Origin of the sequence: Mesorhizobium sp. NFR06 (genome assembly GCF_900115245.1) — a bacterium.
Classification (GTDB): domain Bacteria; phylum Pseudomonadota; class Alphaproteobacteria; order Rhizobiales; family Rhizobiaceae; genus Mesorhizobium.
In genome coordinates, this window is the sequence record NZ_FOVT01000013.1 from 137,665 (window position 1) to 156,604 (window position 18,940).

At 64.3% G+C, this 18,940-nt stretch carries 13 protein-coding genes; 7 read left to right on the forward strand and 6 right to left on the reverse strand.

All coding sequences use genetic code 11. The features are described 5' to 3' along the window. Nucleotides 1-19: 19 nt before the first annotated feature. From F3H96_RS21930 to F3H96_RS21940, 3 genes are read left to right on the forward strand one after another with little or no spacing between them, the layout of a single operon-like run. Nucleotides 20-1,477, forward strand: a complete 1,458-nt coding sequence (locus F3H96_RS21930; RefSeq protein ID WP_188131494.1) for an APC family permease — start codon at nucleotides 20-22, stop codon at nucleotides 1,475-1,477. Between the two features lie 55 nt (nucleotides 1,478-1,532). Beyond that, nucleotides 1,533-1,721, forward strand: coding sequence for a hypothetical protein (locus tag F3H96_RS31220; RefSeq protein ID WP_244620101.1), 189 nt, complete (start codon nucleotides 1,533-1,535; stop codon nucleotides 1,719-1,721). A gap of 19 nt (nucleotides 1,722-1,740) precedes the next feature. Then, nucleotides 1,741-3,231, forward strand: a complete 1,491-nt coding sequence (locus F3H96_RS21940; RefSeq protein WP_149803799.1) for an aldehyde dehydrogenase — start codon at nucleotides 1,741-1,743, stop codon at nucleotides 3,229-3,231. A 29-nt stretch (nucleotides 3,232-3,260) separates the two neighbouring features. On the opposite strand, the gene F3H96_RS21945 is transcribed toward F3H96_RS21940, so the two are convergent. Next, nucleotides 3,261-4,163 (reverse strand): LysR family transcriptional regulator, encoded by a 903-nt coding sequence (locus F3H96_RS21945; RefSeq protein ID WP_149803800.1) that lies wholly within the window; start codon nucleotides 4,161-4,163, stop codon nucleotides 3,261-3,263. A 102-nt stretch (nucleotides 4,164-4,265) separates the two neighbouring features. On the opposite strand from F3H96_RS21945, the gene F3H96_RS21950 reads away from it, so the two are divergent. Next, on the forward strand, nucleotides 4,266-5,252 hold the full coding sequence (locus F3H96_RS21950; RefSeq protein WP_149803801.1) for a zinc-dependent alcohol dehydrogenase family protein: 987 nt from the start codon (nucleotides 4,266-4,268) through the stop codon (nucleotides 5,250-5,252). Nucleotides 5,253-5,316: 64 nt separating this feature from the next. Here F3H96_RS21950 and F3H96_RS21955 read toward each other — a convergent pair whose 3' ends face one another. Next, the gene (locus tag F3H96_RS21955; protein ID WP_149803802.1) at nucleotides 5,317-6,351 is read right to left on the reverse strand and encodes a class I SAM-dependent methyltransferase; all 1,035 of its coding nucleotides are present in this window, start codon (nucleotides 6,349-6,351) and stop codon (nucleotides 5,317-5,319) included. A gap of 315 nt (nucleotides 6,352-6,666) precedes the next feature. On the opposite strand from F3H96_RS21955, the gene F3H96_RS21960 reads away from it, so the two are divergent. Beyond that, nucleotides 6,667-8,640, forward strand: coding sequence for an EAL domain-containing protein (locus F3H96_RS21960; RefSeq protein ID WP_244620102.1), 1,974 nt, complete (start codon nucleotides 6,667-6,669; stop codon nucleotides 8,638-8,640). Between the two features lie 11 nt (nucleotides 8,641-8,651). Here F3H96_RS21960 and F3H96_RS21965 read toward each other — a convergent pair whose 3' ends face one another. Beyond that, a complete protein-coding gene (locus F3H96_RS21965; protein ID WP_149803804.1) occupies nucleotides 8,652-9,548 on the reverse strand; it encodes an AraC family transcriptional regulator in 897 nt (298 codons plus the stop codon). A gap of 149 nt (nucleotides 9,549-9,697) precedes the next feature. Between F3H96_RS21965 and F3H96_RS21970 the strand changes: the two genes are divergently transcribed. After that, the gene (locus F3H96_RS21970) at nucleotides 9,698-10,423 is read left to right on the forward strand and encodes an SDR family oxidoreductase (protein WP_149803805.1); all 726 of its coding nucleotides are present in this window, start codon (nucleotides 9,698-9,700) and stop codon (nucleotides 10,421-10,423) included. Nucleotides 10,424-10,664: 241 nt separating this feature from the next. Here F3H96_RS21970 and F3H96_RS21975 read toward each other — a convergent pair whose 3' ends face one another. Both F3H96_RS21975 and F3H96_RS21980 read right to left on the reverse strand, forming a co-directional pair. Further along, nucleotides 10,665-14,069: an acyl-[ACP]--phospholipid O-acyltransferase gene (locus F3H96_RS21975; protein ID WP_149803806.1), complete on the reverse strand. Its 3,405-nt coding sequence runs from the start codon at nucleotides 14,067-14,069 to the stop codon at nucleotides 10,665-10,667. Nucleotides 14,070-14,540: 471 nt separating this feature from the next. Next, entirely contained in the window at nucleotides 14,541-15,287 is a 747-nt protein-coding gene (locus F3H96_RS21980) for an IclR family transcriptional regulator (RefSeq protein ID WP_149803807.1), read from the reverse strand. A gap of 159 nt (nucleotides 15,288-15,446) precedes the next feature. On the opposite strand from F3H96_RS21980, the gene F3H96_RS21985 reads away from it, so the two are divergent. Further along, entirely contained in the window at nucleotides 15,447-16,841 is a 1,395-nt protein-coding gene (locus tag F3H96_RS21985) for a transaminase (protein ID WP_244620103.1), read from the forward strand. 16 nt (nucleotides 16,842-16,857) lie between these two features. Here the strand turns inward: F3H96_RS21985 and F3H96_RS21990 are convergent, their stop codons facing one another. Next, nucleotides 16,858-18,858, reverse strand: a complete 2,001-nt coding sequence (locus tag F3H96_RS21990) for a protein-L-isoaspartate(D-aspartate) O-methyltransferase (RefSeq protein WP_149803809.1) — start codon at nucleotides 18,856-18,858, stop codon at nucleotides 16,858-16,860. Nucleotides 18,859-18,940: the final 82 nt, after the last annotated feature.

The window sequence follows — 18,940 nt, forward strand, 5'->3', positions numbered from 1 at the left end:
TTGGTTTCCGCAGCGCGGAATGGAGGGAAAAATGACCACTGTCGAAGCCGGTGAAATGAACCGGCTGAGGAAGAACAGCCTCGGCGTCGGCGCCATCACCTTCATGGTGATTTCGGCGGCCGCACCGCTCACGGCTGTCGCCGGCGGCACGCCGCTCGGCATGCTGATGGGCAACGGCGCCGGTTTTGCCGGCACATACCTCATCGTGACGCTCTTGCTGCTTCTGTTCGCGGTTGGCTATGTCGCCATGTCGCGTCATATCGGCAACGCCGGCGCCTTCTACGCCTATGCCGCGCGCGGCCTTGGCGGCCTTTCCGGCGGCGCTGTCGCGTTGATCGCGATCCTCTCCTACAATGCCATGCAGATCGGTGTCATGGGCTTGTTGGGCGCCGCTACCTCCGGCCTATTCGCCGGCTGGGGCATTAATCTGCCATGGTGGGTGTGGAGCTTCATCGCCATCGCCATCGTCGCCGTGCTCGGCTACCGACAGGTCGACCTGTCGGCCAAGATCCTGACCGTGCTGGTCCTCGCCGAATATGTCGTGGTGCTGATCCTCGACCTCGCCATCTTCAAAACCGGTGGCGACAGCGGCCTGTCGGGCGCGCCTTTCAGCTGGAGCCAGATCAGCAGCGGCGCGCCGGCCATCGCGATCCTGTTCTGCTTTGCCGCCTTCATCGGCTTCGAGGCGACGACGATCTATGCCGAGGAGGCGCGCGATCCCAAGGTGACCATTCCGCGCGCGACCTATTTCTCGGTCATCCTGATCGGCCTGTTCTATATGGTCACCGCCTGGCTGATGGCGGTCGGCACGGGCGTCGACAAGCTCTTGCCGGCGCTGCAGGCGCTGCAGGATCCGACCACCTTCCTGTTCGGCATGTCGGACCGCTACGCCGGAACGCTGCTTACGCACGCCATGAGCATCCTATTTGTGTCGAGCCTCTTCGCCGGCGTGCTGGCGTTCCACAACGCGGTCGCGCGCTACATCTATGTCGCCGGCCGCGAGAAGCTTTTGCCGCAGACTATCGGGGTGACTCATTCGGCCCATCAAAGCCCGCATGTCGCCTCGGTGATCCAGACCGTGCTTGCGGCCGTCGTCGTCGGGCTCTTCGCGGTACTCGGCCTCGACCCGGTGCTGGCGCTGTTTTCGTGGCTCACCAACGTCGCCACGCTCGGCGTCATCGTCATGATGGCGGTCGCCTCGCTCGCCGTGGTGATGTACTTCCGCGCCAACCCGTCCAATCAGGAGAATGCGCTGAAAACCACGATCCTGCCAGGGCTGACCTTTGTCGCCTTCGTCATCATCATCTACCTCATCGTCATCAATTTCGGCAGCCTGTCGGGGGCCGGCGGCTTCCTCGGCGTGTTCCTGCCGGCACTGGTGCTGGTCGCCGCCGTCGTCGGCCTGCTGCTGGCGGGCGCTTTGAGGGGCCGGGATCCGGCCGCCTTCGAAAGGCTCGGCCAGCCGCTGAGCGATTGAAGGCAGAAGGGGCGGCGCCCGCGCCGCCCCTTGTTGGCGCAACGGGAGCAGCGGCATGAGCTTTGCCGACAACATCACGGTCGAGGCGCTGGAAGCCGACCCCTATCCGATCTACGCGCAATTGCGGCGCAGCGCCCCGGTCGCCTTCGTGCCGGCGGTCAACCTCTGGTTCGTCGTCTGGTGCCGGGCAAGGAGCCGGTCTTCCGCGGCTGGGAGTTCCGCGCGCCGGCGACACTTCACGTAGCCTTTGGAGCAAGCTGATAATGATCGACCAGGACGCCATCGACACGCTGCGCAAGTTGGAGGTCGGCGCGCGGCAACTGTTCATCGATGGCGCCCATTCGGATGCGGAAAGCGGCGCCAGCCTGCAGGTGACCTCGCCGATCGACGGCCGTCCCTTCGCCAGCATAGCCGACTCCGCCGCCGCCGATGTCGATCGCGCGGTGGCCTCGGCGCGCAAGGCGTTCGCCAAGGGCTCCTGGTCGCGCGCGGCACCCGCCTTTCGCAAGAAGGTATTGTTGAAATTCGCCGAGCTGGTCGAAAGAAACGCTCTGGAACTGGCCGTGCTCGGCGTGCGCGACAACGGCACCGAGATCGGCATGGCCTACAAGGCCGAGCCGCTCTCTGCCGCCGGCACCATCCGCTACTACGCCGAGGCGATCGACAAGGTCTATGGCGAGATCGCGCCGACGCCCGACAATGTGCTCGGCCTCATCCACAAGGAGCCGCTCGGCGTCGTCGGCGTGATTGTGCCGTGGAATTTCCCGCTGATGATCGGCGCCTGGAAGATTGCGCCGGCTTTGGCGGCCGGCAATGCAATAGTCGTCAAGCCGCCGGAGATCGCCTCGCTCACCTTGCTGCGTCTGGCGGAGCTCGGAGCCGAAGCCGGGCTGCCCGAAGGTGTCTTCAACGTCGTCACCGGCCGCGGTTCCGTCGCCGGCGAAGCGCTCGGCCTGCACATGGATGTCGACGCCATCGCGTTTACCGGCTCCGGTCCGGTCGGTCGCCGCCTGCTCGAATATTCCGCCCGCTCGAACCTGAAGCGCGTCTTCCTCGAGCTCGGCGGCAAGTCACCCAACATCGTCTTGGCCGATGCGCCGGACCTGAAACAGGCAGCGGTGGTATCGGCCAACGGCATCTTCCGCAATTCCGGCCAGGTCTGCGTCGCCGGCTCGCGGCTGCTCGTCCAGGCCTCGGTCTATGACCGCTTCATGGATGAGCTTCTCAAGGCAACGACGAAGCTGAAAGTCGGCGACCCGCTCGACCTCGGCAGCGATATCGGCGCGGTCTCGAGCGCCGAGCAGCTGACCAAGAATCTCGGCTTCGTCGCCAAAGCCTCGGAGGAGGGCGCCCGTCTCGTCACCGGCGGCGAACGCATCCTGGCGGAGACGGGCGGCAGCTACATGGCGCCGACGATCTTCGAGAACGTGACCGAGAAAATGCAGCTCGCCCGCGAGGAGGTGTTCGGGCCGGTGCTCGGCGTCATGCGCTTCGAGACGGAAGAAGAAGCGGTGCACCTCGCCAACGCGACCGTCTATGGTCTTGCGTCGGCAGTGTGGACATCGAACCTGTCGACGGCGCATCGCATGGTGCGGGCCATCAACGCCGGTGTCGTCCACGTCAACACCTATGGCGGCGCCGACATCACGGTGCCGCTCGGCGGCTTCAAGCAGTCCGGCTTCGGTCGCGACAAATCGCTCCACGCCATCGAGAAATATACCGACCTCAAGACCGCGTGGATTTCGCTGAACTGATCCTTTTCCATCAGCGTGGCGGTCGGCGGTCAGCTCATCATCTTCGGCAAGCGCGCCGCCAGCGCATCGACGGCCAGCCGCACCTTCAGCGGCAGATGCGGCGTCTGCAGCCAGAGCGCGTGGCAGTCATAGAGATAGTCGCGCTGGTCCGGCAGCAGCCGCATCAGCGCGCCGGCTTCGACACGTTCACGCACCAGCCAGTACGGAAGCCATGCAAGACCCATGCCGTCGGTCGCGGCGTCGGCGATGGCATCGAGGTCGTCGAGCCGCAGCCGCCCGACCGGGGCGATCCCCGCGACGGAGCCGTCGTCGCGCGGGAACAGCCACGGCTGCAGCCCCTGGCCGAGCCGCCGGTAGACGATCGCCTGATGGCCGGCGATATCTTCGAGCTGGAGCGGTTGGCCGAACTTAGCGATGTATGAAGGCGAAGCGCAGACAACCATGCGCTGCCGCGCGACGCGGCGCGCGATGATGCCGGCCCTGTCATCCAGCGTGCCGGTGCGGATCGCCAGGTCGAAGCCGTCCTCGACGAGGTCGGCGAAACGATCGCTGAGCGACAGGTCAAGCTCCAGCGTGGGATGGCGCCGCGCCAGTTCGAGCAGGATCGGCGTGACGCAGTGGCGCCCGAAATGCGCCGGCATCGTCACGCGCAGCTTTCCGCGCGGCTCGGACAATTGGTCGGCCGCCAGCGCGTCCGCGGCCTTTGCCTCCGCAAGCACGATCCTGCAACGCTCGTAATAGGCGCGGCCGAATTCGGTCAGGCTTTGCCGGCGCGTCGTGCGGTTGAGCAGGCGCATGCCGAGCCGCTCTTCGAGGAAGCGCACATGCTTGCCGACCATCGGTCCCGACAGGTCGAGCGCCGCCGCGGCGGCCGCGAACGAGCCTAGGTCGACCGCTTTGATGAAGACGTCCATGCTTTCGAGACGGTCCATATTCAAAACCAATCGTTTCGACTGTTCTGCCTCCGGCGCGGTTTATCGCTTTCGCGTGCCCTTGCATAGTGCATTCCATCAAATGGATTTGGAGTTGCCCGGATGGCAAGAATTGTTCGCTTTCACACGCACGGCGGGCCGGAAGTACTGCGCATCGAGGATGTCGAGGTGTCGCCGCCCGGTCCAGGCGAGGTGCGGATCGGCGTCAAGGCGCTGGGCCTGAACCGCGCCGAAGCCTCGATGCGCAGAGGAGCCTATATCGAGACGCCGCCGCTGCCGTCAGGCCTCGGCCTCGAGGCGGCGGGCGTCGTCGAGTCGGTCGGCGAGGGCGTCGATGGCCTCGCGCCCGGCGATGCCGTCAGCATCATCCCGCCGCGTTCGATGGCGCGCTGGCCGGCCTATGGCGACCTCGTCACCTTTCCGGCCGAACTCGTCGTCAAGCATCCACCTTCGCTTGGCTTCGAGGCCGCCGCCGCGACATGGATGCAGTATCTGACCGCTTACGGTGCGCTGATCGACATCGCTCGTCTCGGCCGTGACGAGCCCGTCGTCATCACCGCCGCGTCAAGCAGCGTCGGGTTGGCCGCCATTCAGATCGCCAACTCGATCGGCGCCGCGCCGATCGCCGTCACGCGGACATCGCTGAAGAAGAAGGCGCTGCTCGATGCCGGCGCCGCGCATGTCGTGGCCGCGCGGGAGGAGGATCTCGAAGCGCGGCTGAAGGAGATCGCGCCGCAAGGCGTGCGCGTCGTCCTCGACCCAGTCGGCGGCCCGATCTTCACGCCGCTGACGGCGGCAATGGCGCCGGGCGGCATCCTTATCGAGTATGGCGGCCTCAGCCCCGAGCCGACGCCGTTCCCGCTATCCGATGTACTGGCAAAAACGCTGACGCTGCGCGGCTATCTCGTCCACGAAATCACCGGCGATGCTGCCCGCCTGGAAGCCGCCAAGGCTTTCATCCTCGACGGCCTCGCATCCGGCGCGCTGAAGCCGATTGTCGCGAGGACGTTCCCGTTCGAGGAGATCGTCGAGGCGCATCGCTTCCTGGAATCGGGCGAGCAGTTCGGCAAGATCGTGGTGACAGTCTGAAGCCGGGGCTTCGAATGGTCGGCGCGCCCGGGCACGGGCGCGCATGGAGCCAAGCGATCGATAGCTATCCGCGCTTTTCGATGACGCCGTAGAGCACGTTGCGGTTTTCGCCGAAGAACACCTGCGCCTCGACGCTGTTGCGGTCGACGCTGGCATTGATGATGTTCCACATTTCGGCCTCAGACCGCAGCAGCAACACCCAGTCCATGAACGTTTCCCGGTAGCCCGCGTCGGGGGTGCCCTCGGCGTAGTTCGCGAACAGGAACCTCCCGTTCGGCTTCAGCATCTGCAGGCAAGTCTTGGTGAGTTTCACCGCGACATTGTGCTGGAGGTAATCGTAAAGGCCGGAGGCATAGATCAGGTCGAACTTGCCGAGCTTATGGCCTCTGGTCAGCACGGTTCGCACCGAGCCGTCGATGGCCTCGACGGCGGTGCCCTGGAAGTCGCGCGCGATCAGCCCGACGCTCTGCGGATCCTGGTCGAGCGCGACCCAGCGCTTGAGCCTGCCCTCGGCCAGCGCGGTCGAACGATTGGCCTCGCGCAGATGGCCAGCGGCGATCGCAAGGACCTCGGCTTCCGGCGCGTTCGTTGTCGCCGTCTCATCGACATATCGTGTCAACAGGTCGCGCCGTTCGCGGGCCGCGACGCAGGACGGCACGTTCTGGGTGTGGCTGTAGAGCGCTTTCCCGATCTCCGAGGCGCTTGCCACGTCGTCGGCCACATGCGGGTCGCAGTAGATGTAGTCGAGCAACTGCGCGTCGCCGGAATAGCCTCTGGGCTTGGTGAAGGACCAGTTGGTGAGGGGATCCTGGAGAAAATACTGGAGGATCGCATGGCTCTGCGCCACCGGTATCAAGGCCTGCCAGACATCGGAATGGACCCTCGAACGCAGCGCGTTCAGCACCGACAGCAGACGGCGAACGATCTCCGCCGGATCCTTCTGCTGTTCGATCTGCTGCTCTGTCGTTAACAGGATGAGCGCCAGCTCCGAGCGAGCGGTCTCGAACGCTTCGCCATGATGCTCAGGCTTTCCGCGAGGAAGGCTGGCGGCAATCGTCTTGGCAGTAATGAGGCTTTTGCCGTCAAAAACGGTTTGCACCGGATGCTCCATGGTTAACAGTCTATTAATTTATTACGTAGAATGTCTCATTTGCCAACGGGCGTTCGATAGCATTTTACCAATATGATTAATTTCCTGCCAACCATGTCGGTTCAATGATGTTTTGCGGGTCGGATTTCGGGGTCGAGTTAACGCAAACTTGTCTCGCGCCATTGCATTTTATTGCGCAGCTAATCGATGTTTCCCAAGGAGCGGGCCCGCGTGGGGGCAGAAGCGAGAAAAGAGTCCGAAGCGCTAAAATCGCTTGAACCGGGGTTCATCGCGAACGAGCGCGTTGCATCCAGACTGGCTGATATGGCGCATGTGGAACCGTACGAAGCGCGGCAAGAGCCGGCGTCGGACGAACTGCGCGCCCTTTACCGCGAGGAATCCCAGGCGAAGCGGCGCGCGGAAGCGAGGCCCGGACTATGGATGGCAGTTGCCATATATCTGCTGTTTTCGGCAGCGGATCTGATGCTGATACCGGATGTGGCGGTCTACACGATCACGGCGCGCTTTGTCGTCGGCATCACCGCGCTGTTGACCTTGGAAACCCAGCTTCGTCGCCGGATCGCGACGCAATGGCTGGATGTGACATGCGCCGCCGCCATCATCTTTGGCTATATCGGCTGGTTGTGGCCGACATCCATGGGCGCGGACCGGGAAACTGTCGCTTACTATATGGTGTTCGGCACTATTTTCATGATGAGTGCCAATCTCTTCTTCACGTTCAGCTTCAAAGGTTCAATCATAACTTCGACAATAATACTGATTATTCTATACGTCGTAAATTATTTCGTGCCCGCCTCACTGACATATAAGCTCGTGTTTGGAACGTTCTACGTCTCCTGCTTCACATTCACGTCCTATGTGAACTGGAAGCTGAATGAGGAGCGCTATAACGTCTTCCTCAACGCCCTGGACGCCAAGATCCAGCACAATGAGGCCACTGAACGCGGCAAGGCCCTTTTGAGACTGTCGCGGACCGATCCGCTGACGGGTCTGGAGAACCGGCGGGCGATCGACGAGAAACTGCGGGATTGCTGGAGTGATTGGCAAAAGCTCGGCAATCGCTTCGCGGTGATCCTGATCGACGTGGATTTCTTCAAGAAATTCAACGACTGCTACGGCCATCAGGAAGGCGATCGCTGCCTGATCCATGTCGCCGACGCGCTGAGCGAACTCGTCAAGCTATACAATGGCTCGATCGGCCGCTATGGCGGCGAGGAATTCATCGTCCTGGCGCGCATGAACGAAAAGGACCAGGTGGCGGATCTCGCGCAAGCCATTTGCCGCACGGTGGAGGACCTGGCGCTCACGCATGAGCTGCGGCGAGACGGCATCTCGATCGTGACGGTGAGCGTCGGCGCGGCATTCACCAGGACACAGGCCGGCGCCAAGCTGGAGAAGATCATCCACGAGGCCGATCGCGCGCTTTACCTGGCAAAAGCCGGCGGCCGCAACTGTGCCCGATTGTTCGATCCGACCGACCCCCAAAGCAGCGACGAGAGCGAGAACATCGCGGCCCTGCTGAAGATCGCCGTCGAAAGGGAACTCGTTTCACTGGTCTATCAGCCCATCCAGGATGTCGCGTCGGGCCGGGTCGAGGCCGTCGAGGCGCTGATGCGCCTCAAAATGCTCGACGGCATCCTGGTGCCGCCGAGCCTGTTCATTCCCGTCGCCGAACGCACCGGCGCCATCCTCGAGCTCGGGCGCTGGGCGATAAGGACGGTGTGCACGGATCTCCTGGCGCACGACCATGTCCGTGTCGTCAGCGTCAACGTATCGCCCATTCAGCTCAAGACGCCCGGCTTCGCGACGTCGGTCGCCGGTATCCTCGGCGAGACCGGCGTCGCCGGCAGCAGGCTCGCCTTCGAGATCACCGAAGGGCGCGAGCTGGAGATGGACTCCGACATTTTGCGCTGCATCAGCGACCTGAAACTCCTGGGCATCAGGATCTGGCTCGATGACTTCGGCACCGGCTTCGCGGGCCTTTCGTGGCTGCGCCTGATCGATTTCGACACGGTCAAGATCGACCGCTCGTTCCTTCACGACTGCGGCACGCCGAAGGGCATGGCGATGCTCCAGGACATCATCGCGCTTGTCCGCAACCGCGGTCACAAGATCCTGGTCGAGGGCGTGGAAACAGACGAACAGCTGGCGCTGATGCGCGAATTCGGCATCGACAAGGTGCAAGGCTACCACGTCGGCCGCCCGATGCCCGCCGCAAGCTTCCAGACCAAGCGGACCGTGCAGAAGCGGCCGTTCACCGTGCTGAAGTCGGCGTGAGGAGTGCGGGCTCAGTAGGCTGCGGCGAAGGTCGGCGTGGCCTGAAGGCGGTCGATGTCCTGACGCGGCGGCGCGCCGAACAGGCGACGATATTCACGGCTGAACTGCGAGGGGCTGTCATAGCCGACCGCGAACGCGGCGGCGCCGGCGCTGGCCCCGTCCGCCAGCATCAGCCTTCGCGCTTCCTGCAGCCGCAACTGTTTCTGGTATTCGAGCGGGGTCATGCGGGTGATTGCCTTGAAGTGGGCGTGAAGCGACGACGCGCTCATGCCTGACGCGGCGCCAATCTCGTCGATCCGCAACTGCGTGTGAAAACCGTTACGGATCGTGGCGATGGCGCGACTGACCTGGTTCAGGTGGCTGTCCACCGACGCCATCTGGCGAAGCGTCGCGCCTTGCGGCCCGGTCAGCAGTCGATAGAGGATCTCGCGCTCTATCAGCGGAGCCAGGACCTTGATGCTCTCGGGGCGATCGAGCAGCCTGACAAGCCGGCAGGCGGCATCGATCAGGTTGGGGTCGCCCGGATAGGCCGCAAGCACAGGCTGGTCCTTGCCACAGGAAGCGCGGCCTTCCGTCACGAGCAGGTCGGCAAGCGCGGCAGCATCGAAATCGATCTTGCAGCAGAGGTATGGCGCGGTCGGACTGGCCTCGAGAACGTGGCCAACCAGAGGCAGGTCGACCGAGACGAGAAGATAGCTCGAAGCGTCGTAGAGGACGCTCTGGCCGGCCAGCGAGACACGCTTCGACCCCTGGGCGATTATGCAAAGCGAAGCTTCATAGACCGCCGGTACAGGAGCGCTGGGATGGTTGGCGCGAATGAGCGACAGCCGGGGCACCGCAGTGCCGGACATGCCGGAAACCGGTGCAAACCGCGAAATCAGCTGAGCCAGATCGGCAATTTTTTGCATGTCGCATAAATCCGCATCGCGCGCAATGTTGCAAGGCTTGGCCGGGCTCATTTGGAGGATCGTGCAAACTCTTTGGACGATCACACTACCGCCGTCCGTCTTCGTACCACCATCTTGCGCCCCGTCACCGCAAGCGAAAGGAAACGATCATGACGGGACTGAAAGACAAAATTGTATTGATTACCGGTGCCTCGAGCGGCATCGGCGAGGCGACGGTTCGGGAGCTTGCCGCAGCGGGCGCCAGGCTGTTCATCGGCGCTCGCCGCACTAAACGGCTCATGGCGCTGGCCGAGGAGATTGGCGAAGCGGTCGCCTGGCGCGAGCTCGACGTGACGGATGCGGCAAGCTTCAACACTTTTGCCGATGCCGCTCATGCGCAATTCGGGCGGATCGACATGCTGGTCAACAATGCGGGTGTTATGCCGCTGTCCCCGCTTGCCGCGCTGAAGCGCGATGAGTGGGCGCGCATGATAAACGTCAACATCTTCGGCGTGCTGAACGGGATCGCGGCGGTGTTGCCACGCTTTGTGGCGCAGAAGAACGGACATGTTGTCAACGTCGCGTCCGTCGGCGCGCATCTCGTGCTGCCCACCGCGGCGGTCTACTGCGGCACGAAGTATGCGGTGTGGGCGATCACCGAAGGGCTGCGCCAGGAGCACGACGACATCCGTGCCACGATCATCTCTCCCGGCGTGACAGCGACAGAGCTGGGCGACGACATCAGCGATCCCCAGGTGGCGGCCGCTCTGAAAGAGTGGCGGCAAAAGTCGCTGACGCCGGACGCCATAGCACGCGCGATCCGCTACGCCCTGGAGCAGCCCGACGGTGTCGACGTCAGCGAAGTGATCGTGCGGCCGACCGCCGCCAACATGTAGTCGCTTCGCCTGCTATGTCGGCTTGCGGGTAAGCGACTGAGCTCCCCGCAAGTCCGACAGGGGGTGCATGCCCGCAGTCAGCCAGGCATGAGTTCCGTGACGATTGGAAGGATCGGAGCAGAGTCGGTGATGCTGCAAGACGTCATTGTCTTCTGAACGTCACTTTGGTTGCGGTGAGTGTGGAGATGAGGAAAAACACCACCAGGCCGGCGTTTGGCGCCAGCCTGCTCGACTGTTCAGGTCAGGCGGCCTTGACCTTCAGCTCGTCCGCGCCGCGCACCATCTTCGTCACGCCGGCGAAGTCGAGCTTGCCGGAGCCGAGGACTGGCACTTTCGGCACCACACGCACTTCGGCCGGCACCATCAGGTCCATGGCGCCGTTCGCCTTGGCGAAGGCCAGGAAGTCGGCGCGGCTGGCGCCGGCAGCCTCGGTGATCAGGATCAGCTTCTCGCCCTTGCGGGCATCGGGCAGCGTGGCGACGGCCGACAGCGAGCCCTTCCACAGTTCGCCCGCCAGTGCCTCGACCGCCGCCAGCGAGACCATCTCGCCGGCTATCTTGGCGAAGCGCTTGGCGCGGCCGCGGATCGAGATGAAGCCCGCATCGTCGACGGTGACGACGTCGCCGGTGTCGTGCCAGCCGTCCTTCAGCGGCTCGACCACGCCCGGATTTTCGGCGCGCAGATAACCCGCCATGACGTTGGGGCCGCGCACGAAGAGCCGCCCGCCTTCGTCGACGCCGGGCACCGGCTCCAGGCGATACTCCATGCCGGGCATGATTTTGCCGACGCTGCCCGACTTGTTGTACATCGGCGTGTTGATGGCGATCACCGGCGCGGTCTCCGTGACGCCATAACCCTCCAGGATGCGGAGGCCGAACTTCTCCATATAGGTCGTGCGCGTCGCGGCCTTGACCGGCTCGGCGCCGGCGAAGCAGTAGCGCACCGAGCGGAAGTCGTAAGGATGCGCCGTGCGGGCATAGCCCGAAAGGAACGTGTCGGTGCCGAAGATGATCGTCGCGTTCGACGCATAGATCAGTTCCGGCACGATGCGGTAGTGCAGCGGCGAGGGATAGAAATAGACCGGCACACCCGAGATCAGCGGCAGCACCGTGCCCGCCGTCATGCCGAAGGAGTGGAAGATCGGCAGCACGTTGAACACCTTGTCGCCCGAGTGGAAGTCGATGCGCGAGGCGGCCTGGGCGGCATTGGCCAGGATGTTGCGGTGGGTCAGCACCACGCCCTTCGGGGTGCCTTCCGAGCCAGAGGTGAACAGGATCGCCGCCGGATCGTCAGCCTTGCGCGCCACCCGCGGCGTCGCCTTGCGCAACAGGCCGAGCAACTTGTCCTTGAGGCCGATCGTTGCCCGCAGATCGTCGAGCCAGACAATGTCGACCGAACGGCCGATTTCCTCGACCACCGGCCCGAGCTTTGCCTGTTCGACGAAGGCGCGGGAGGTCAGCACGGTGCGCACCTCGGCCGCCTTGCAGGCAGAGACGATGTTCGCCGCACCCGCGGTGAAGTTGATCATCGCCGGCACCTTGCCGGCCGATATGACGCCGAGCAGCGTCGCGCATGAGCCGTTGGCGTTGGGCAGCATGATGCCCAGCGTCTCATGTCCGGCATAAAGGTGCTCGAACTTCTCTCCCAGCACCGCGGCCGCTGTGAGCAGCTTGCCGTAGCTCAGCGAGCCGGTGACCGGATCCTGCACGGCAAGCTCCTTCATGCCGCGTTCGTTCGCCGTCTCGATGATCTTCTGCAGCACCGTCTTGTCGATGTCCTGCGTGCGGAAGACGAGATCCGACATCACCTGGTAGAGCGCGGAGCCCGCCGCCGCGCGGCGCTGGCGGCCCTTCAACGCCTGCGGCACTTCGAGCTTCACCGGCTCCAGAATGGTCACCTTGACCTTCGGGAACAGGCGGCGGCGCACGTGCTGCGCGGTCAGCCGCGAGAAGTAGCTCTTCTCCAGCCCCTCGATGCGCACCGGCACCACCATCGAGCCGGTCTTGTCGGCGACCATGGCGGCGCCGTCATAGACCTTCATCAGGCCGCCGGTGACGGTGATGCGGCCTTCCGGGAAGATGACCAGCGGATCGCCGCCCTGCACGATCTTGATCAGCGTGCGGGTCGACATCGGCTTGGCCGGATTGAGCGGCAGCGCGCGCGCCAGCTTCATGAACGGCCTCATCCACCAGGCCTGGGCGATCGTGTAGTCGATGGCGAAGACCGGCTCCTCGTCGGTCAGCGTCAGCGCCAGCGGGCCGTCGAGGAAGCTGACATGGTTGAGCGCCAGGATCGGCGCCTTGCCGGCCGCCTTGAGATTGTCCAGCCCCTCGACCTCCAGGCGCAGGAAGGCGCGGAACAGGATCGAGACGAAATCGCGGAACGGATTGGTCGGCAGGAATTTCAGCATCAGCCAGGCGGCGACCGCATTGGCCGCGACGAGGCCGAACAGGATGCCGGCGATGGAGACGCCAGTTGCCTGGATCGCCGCGACGAGGATGCCGCCGACCGTCATGAAGCCGGCGTTGACGATGCTGACCGCGGCAACGACGCGGGCGCGGCGCGCCTCCGGCGACCAGGCCTGCACGGCGGCGAAGGTCGGCACCACCAGGAAAGCGGCCGCGATAGCCATGCCGGCGAGGTCGATGGCGACACGGATGGTGTTGGGGCCGGCGAAGAAGGCGGCAAGGGTTTCGGCCTTGGGCGAAGGCTGCATGCTCCAGATGGTCCAGGCAAGGTGCAGCCCGAACAGCGCCAGCAGCGCCGTGCCGACCGGCGCCGGCAGCAGCACCATACGGCCCTGCGACATCCACGCGGCGATGGCCGAGCCTATAGCGATCGAGACGGCGAACACTGCGAGGTAGGCGGTGACCGCGATCTCCTTGCCGCCGAGCGAATCCTTGATCAGCGCCGGCAGGATCGAAAGCACGATGGCGCCGACCAGCCAGAACCACGAGGTCATCAGGCCGGCGCGCCAGATGCGCGTGTCGGTGCGCAAGTCGGCGACCTGGCGCCAGGTCGAGCGGAAGATGTTCTTGTCAATGGCAAGGTTGGGAGCGGCCGAGCCGGTAGAGGGGATGTAGCGGCTGACGAACCAGCAACCGACCGCCAGCGCCATCATGATCGGCCCGAACACCGCGACGCCGATGCCGTCGGCAGAGACGACGCCGCCGGCGATGGTGCCGCCGAGGATCGCGGCGAAGGTGGCCGACTCGATCCAGGCGTTGGCCTTGGGCAGTTCCTTGCGCTCTAGGTGATCCGGCAGGATGCCGTATTTGATCGGTCCGAACAGCGCCGAGATGACGCCGAACATCAAGAGCGCCGTCATCAGCACCGGGATCGACGACAGCGCGATGCCGACGACAGCGACGGCGGCCGCGGCGATCTCGGTGAATTTCAGCCGCCGCGCGATGAGCGCCTTGTCGAAGCGGTCGGCGATCTCGCCGCCCAGCGCCGAAAGCAGCAGGAAGGGCGCCATGAAGACGGCGCCGGCCAGCGTCACCAGCGACGCGGCCTGATCAGCCGCCAGCGTGAAGAGAATGAGGAACACAAGCGTGTTCTTCAGGAAATTGTCGTTGAAGGCCGAGAGGAATTGCGTCCAGAAGAGAGGCGCGAAGCGCCGCGACATCATCAGATGGTTGTTCATGGCAATTTCCATTGGGCAAGGCCGTCAGGCAATCGATTGGACTGAGCGGACACTTGCGCGGTTTGAGCCTTGTTTATCGGGAAGCGGTTAAACTTCGTTACTACCGCTCAATCCAATCCATTTGTTTCTTGTTCGTGGCGCCCCGCATCTGTCGTCCGCGATCGGTCTCCAGCTTTTCCAGGCGCTCGAATATTTGCGGACATGGTTGTCGGCGAGCATCGATATGATCCTTTCGTTTCAGGGTTAGGGTGGCCCGGCGCCGGTCTGTTTCCAGGCCGGATACAGTCGAGCCGGCCTGGGTCTTGTTCTTCGCCAATTGCTTCGGCGCGAGCTGGGTATTGCGTGAACTTTGTTCATGAGTGCACCATAATAGCACATCGTGAACGGCGTTCAAGAGAAAAATGAACGATGTTCAAAAGCTGGCGCGTAGGTTAAAAATGCTAAAAATGGGTCGGGCGCCGGGAGCGCGTGTTACGCTTCGCCGGTAAGCCGCGCCGAAATCATCGTTGCCGCCCTGACCGCCGCTTCGCCTTGACTTGCGGCGACCGCATCGTCCACCCGCGAGACGGGAGAGGCCACCGCCAGCGCGCCGATCGGCTGGCCGTCGGCGCCGAGGATCGCGGCGCCGATGCTGTGCACGCCTTCTTCGTAACCCTGGGCGCTGCGCGAATAGCCGCGCGAAGCGGCAAGGGCGATAGCTTTCACCAGATCGTCCTGTCGCGTCATCGTGAACGCGGTGAAGGCCTGCCGCGGTTTTTCCAGATAGGCGCTGACCGCTTCCAGGCGTGAGGCGGCGAGGAAGGCGATGCCCGAGGCCGTGCCGTGGAGCGGCAGCACCTGGCCGACATCGACATTGACGCGGTTGGCTTTGGCCGACAGTTCGACATGGAGCGTCAGCAGCGCGCCGGCGCTGAATTCCGACAGATGCACGGTCTCGCCGGTTTCGAGCGACAACTCGCGGAGCACCGGCGCGGCGAGCCGCACGAGGGGAAAATGCGCGTCGCGGATGCGGGCGAGCCGCGACAGGCCGGCGCCCAACCGGTAGCGGCGGCTTTTCGGCTCCTGCTCGATCAGCCGGTGCGCGGCAAGGGCCATCAAAAGGCGCCTGGCGGTCGCCTTGTCGAGGCCGGCGCGCCGGGCGAGGTCGGAGAGCCCGATCTCCGGCTCGTGAAGCGTGAACAACTCCAGCAGCGACACCGCCTTGCCCACCGTGCTCATTGCGCATTCTCCAAGATACTTCGCATGTGAATAAACTTGACAGGTGCCATTGCTGCCTTCAGAGTGTCTATAACATACAAAACACCGGTTCAAATAATGAACCGAATTGGGAACGGTTCAGCGCCCCGGAAACTTGCGCGCCAGGGAGAGTTCAGCGCCGTGACGGCCGCCAGCAAGACTGCTTTGCAACCAGCAACCATCGAAGGCCTGCTTGACCGCGAGCAGGCGAGGTTCCTCGACACCCATCCGCGCTCGGCCGCAGCCTGGGAAGAGGGCAAGAAGCATTTCCTCTATGGCGGGCCGTCGCACTGGATGCGCCGCTGGGCCGGCGGCTTTCCGGTCTATGCCGCTTCGGCGCGCGGCGCGCATATCCGGGACATCGATGGCCACGACTATGTCGACTTCGCGCTTGGCGACACCGGCGGTATGTGCGGCCATGCGCCGGAGCCGGTGACGCGCGCGGCCCTGCACCAGCTGCAGAACGGCACCACCATGATGCTGCCGACAGAGGACAGCCTGTGGGTCGGCGCCGAACTCGCGCGCCGCTTCGGGCTGCCTTACTGGACGCTGACGACCTCGGCCACCGACGCCAATCGCGGCGCCATCCGCATTGCGCGCATGATCACCGGCCGCCCCAAGGTGCTGGTCTTTTCCGGCTGCTATCACGGCGGCGTCGAGGAGGCGCATGTCGAGATCCGCGACGGCCGCATCGGCATGCGCAACATGATCCATCCCAACGGCGTGGACCATGCGGCGGTCTCCAGGGTGGTCGAGTTCAACGATATCGCGGCGCTGGAAGAAGCCCTTTCGCATGGCGACGTCGCTTGCGTGCTGACCGAGCCGCTGATGACCAATTTCGGCACGATCCCGGTCGCCGACGGTTTTCACGCCGAGCTTCGAGAAATGACCCGGCGCACCGGCACGGTGCTCATCATCGACGAGACGCACACCATCTCCAGCGGCCCCGGCGGCTACACGGCCCTGCATGGGCTGGAACCCGACATGCTGGTGGCCGGCAAGGCGATCGCCGGCGGCATTCCGGCCGGCATCTTCGGCGTCTCGCAAACGATTGCCGAGCGGCTGTGGAAAATCGTGCCGATGGTCAATCCGCGCGTGCGCCAGTCGGCGCATCTCGGCATCGGCGGCACGCTGGCCGGCAACGCGCTCACCGTCGCCACCATGCGCGCGGTGCTGGAAGAGGTGCTGACGCCGGCCAATTTCGAGCTGATGATCGCCAACGCCACGCGCCTTGCCGAAGCCGCGCGGGATATCATCCGAGCCAACGGATTGCCCTGGCACGTGACGCAGGTCGGCGCCCGCGCCGAGATCATGTTCATGCCGCACCCGCCGCGCAGCGGCGCCGATGTGATCGCCGGCCGGCGCGGCGACCTCGAGACGCTTCTGCACGCCTTCTACATGAACGAAGGCATCCTGGTGACGCCGTTCCACACCATGTTCCTGATGTGCCCGGCCACCTCGCCGGCCGATGTCGACCACCACACGCAGGTCTTTGGCCGCTTCGTCGACCTCGTCCGAAGCGCGGGCATCGTCTGAGACGATGGCGACCCGTTCAAAGCCCGAACGGATAGGTCTCGGGGACGCCCTTTCCGGTGTGCTCCGGTCCGAGCGGCGTGACCGCTTCCGTCTTGTCGAACCAGACAAAGGCGTCGAATTGCCCCGGCAGAGAGGCGTCGGCATAGTGGCTGCGCAATTCCGTCTCCGGCCGATAGATCACGCCGATGAAGCGTTCGAGCCGACGCTCCAGCAGGCGATTCCTCACCGCGCCGTCGCGGTCGAAATCGAGCAAAAATCGTGGCACGCCGCTATCATGGCAAAGTCGTTCGTAGCTGTCGGCGTGCGACGGCCGTACCCGCATAACCTCCATCGGATCGTCCCAGTCCGATGCCGCTGCCACCGTACCGCTGTCGGTGCCGAAGCCGATCAGCGCCGCCCGGTCGCCGAAACGCTCGCGGCTGAGCTGGCCGATGTTAAGCTCCTGCCTGATCGTCCCCATCTCGGTGTAGCGGGCATCCCCGATGTGGGAATTATGCGCCCAGACGACGGCTTTCGCCTCGGAGCCGCGTGCCTCGAGCAGATGTTCGAGCGTTTCGAACATATGCCTGTCGCGCAGGTTCCATGAATCGGTACCACCGTAATACATGATCCGGTAGTAGCGTTCGGCGGCTGCGATCAGTCTTGCATTTTGCGCGGCATCGAGAAAGTCAGCGCCGTCCTGTCGGGCGTAGTCGAGCTGTCTCGCAAGCAGTTCCCGACATTGCTCCAGCACGGCTTGTTCGCATTTGCGATAGCCAGAGGTGAGCACGGCTCGTCCGTATGTGGACGGCTCCTTCTGCCACGGCGTCAGGCAGCCGTAGCGTTGCCGCGCGGCGGCAGCCGCTTCCGGATCGACCTGGTCGAGATAGCGAAGCACGGCCGCGATCGACGCGCTCATATTGTAGATGTCGAGACCGTAAAAGCCGACCATGCTGTTCGCATCGTCGAGATTCGCATTGTGATCTCGCATCCAGCCGACGAATGCCTCGACATCGGTGTTGCGCCACATCCATGTGGGAAAGCGCTGGAACGGTGGCTCGGCGGCCGCGCGCGCCGGTCGATGGCGGACGTAGCGGTCGATGGCCGCCGCATCCGGCCAATCCGCTTCAACCGCGACGACGGCGAAGCCATGCTTTTCGATGAGCCTGCGCGTGATTGCGGCGCGCGCCTTGTAGAACTCGGAGGTGCCATGGCTGGCTTCGCCGAGAAGGACAACACGCCGGTCGCCGAAGCGGTCGAACAGGTCGCCGAAGGCCGGGTCTTGGAAGTCGGGCAGCGGCTCGGCGGCGACCGCGATCATCTCCGGCAGGCTTTGTCCGCGCGCCAGCGGCGCGACCATCCTCCGTCGATCGTCATCGGATTGGGGCGTTTCGGCCCAGCCTTCTTCGCCGATGAGCGGAACGAATTGTACGCCACCGAGGTCTTCCTCCGCGTAGGTCGTTGCGCCGGTGCGTGTGACCTTCAGCAAGCGCTGGCCGTCGGCCTCCTTGCCGACCGGGATCACCAGGCGGCCACCGACATCGAGCTGTTCCTGAAGCGCCAGCGGCGCGCCGGGACCGGCGGCGGCCACCACTATGGCATCGAACGGAGCGGCGTCGCCCCACCCCTTGGTGCCGTCACCGGCGCGGACCTCGATATTGCCGTAGCCAAGGCGGTCGAGCCGCTGGCGGGCGATCTCGGCGAGCGTGGCATGGCGTTCGATCGTGTAGACGCGGCTCGCAATGCGGCTCATCACTGCCGCCGCGTAGCCCGAGCCGGTCCCGACCTCGAGAACGCGGTCGTCAGGATCGATCTCGGCGGCTTCGATCATGTAGGCGACCATAAAGGGCTGCGAGATCGTCTGACCCTTGCCGATCGGCAGAGGGGTGTCCTCATAGGCGAACTCTTCGAAATCGGGATCGACAAAGGCCTCGCGTGGAACCTCCCGCATGGCCTGCAGGACCCGGCGGTCGCGAATGCCACGCTGGGCGATCTGGACATCGACCATCCGGCCGCGCGTCGAAGATAGTTCGGCCATCAATGCCTACCCATGATGGACAAGTACCGTCTTGCCCCAGAACCATCCGCGGGCAGGAAAGTTTCATGCCCGGGACAATTTC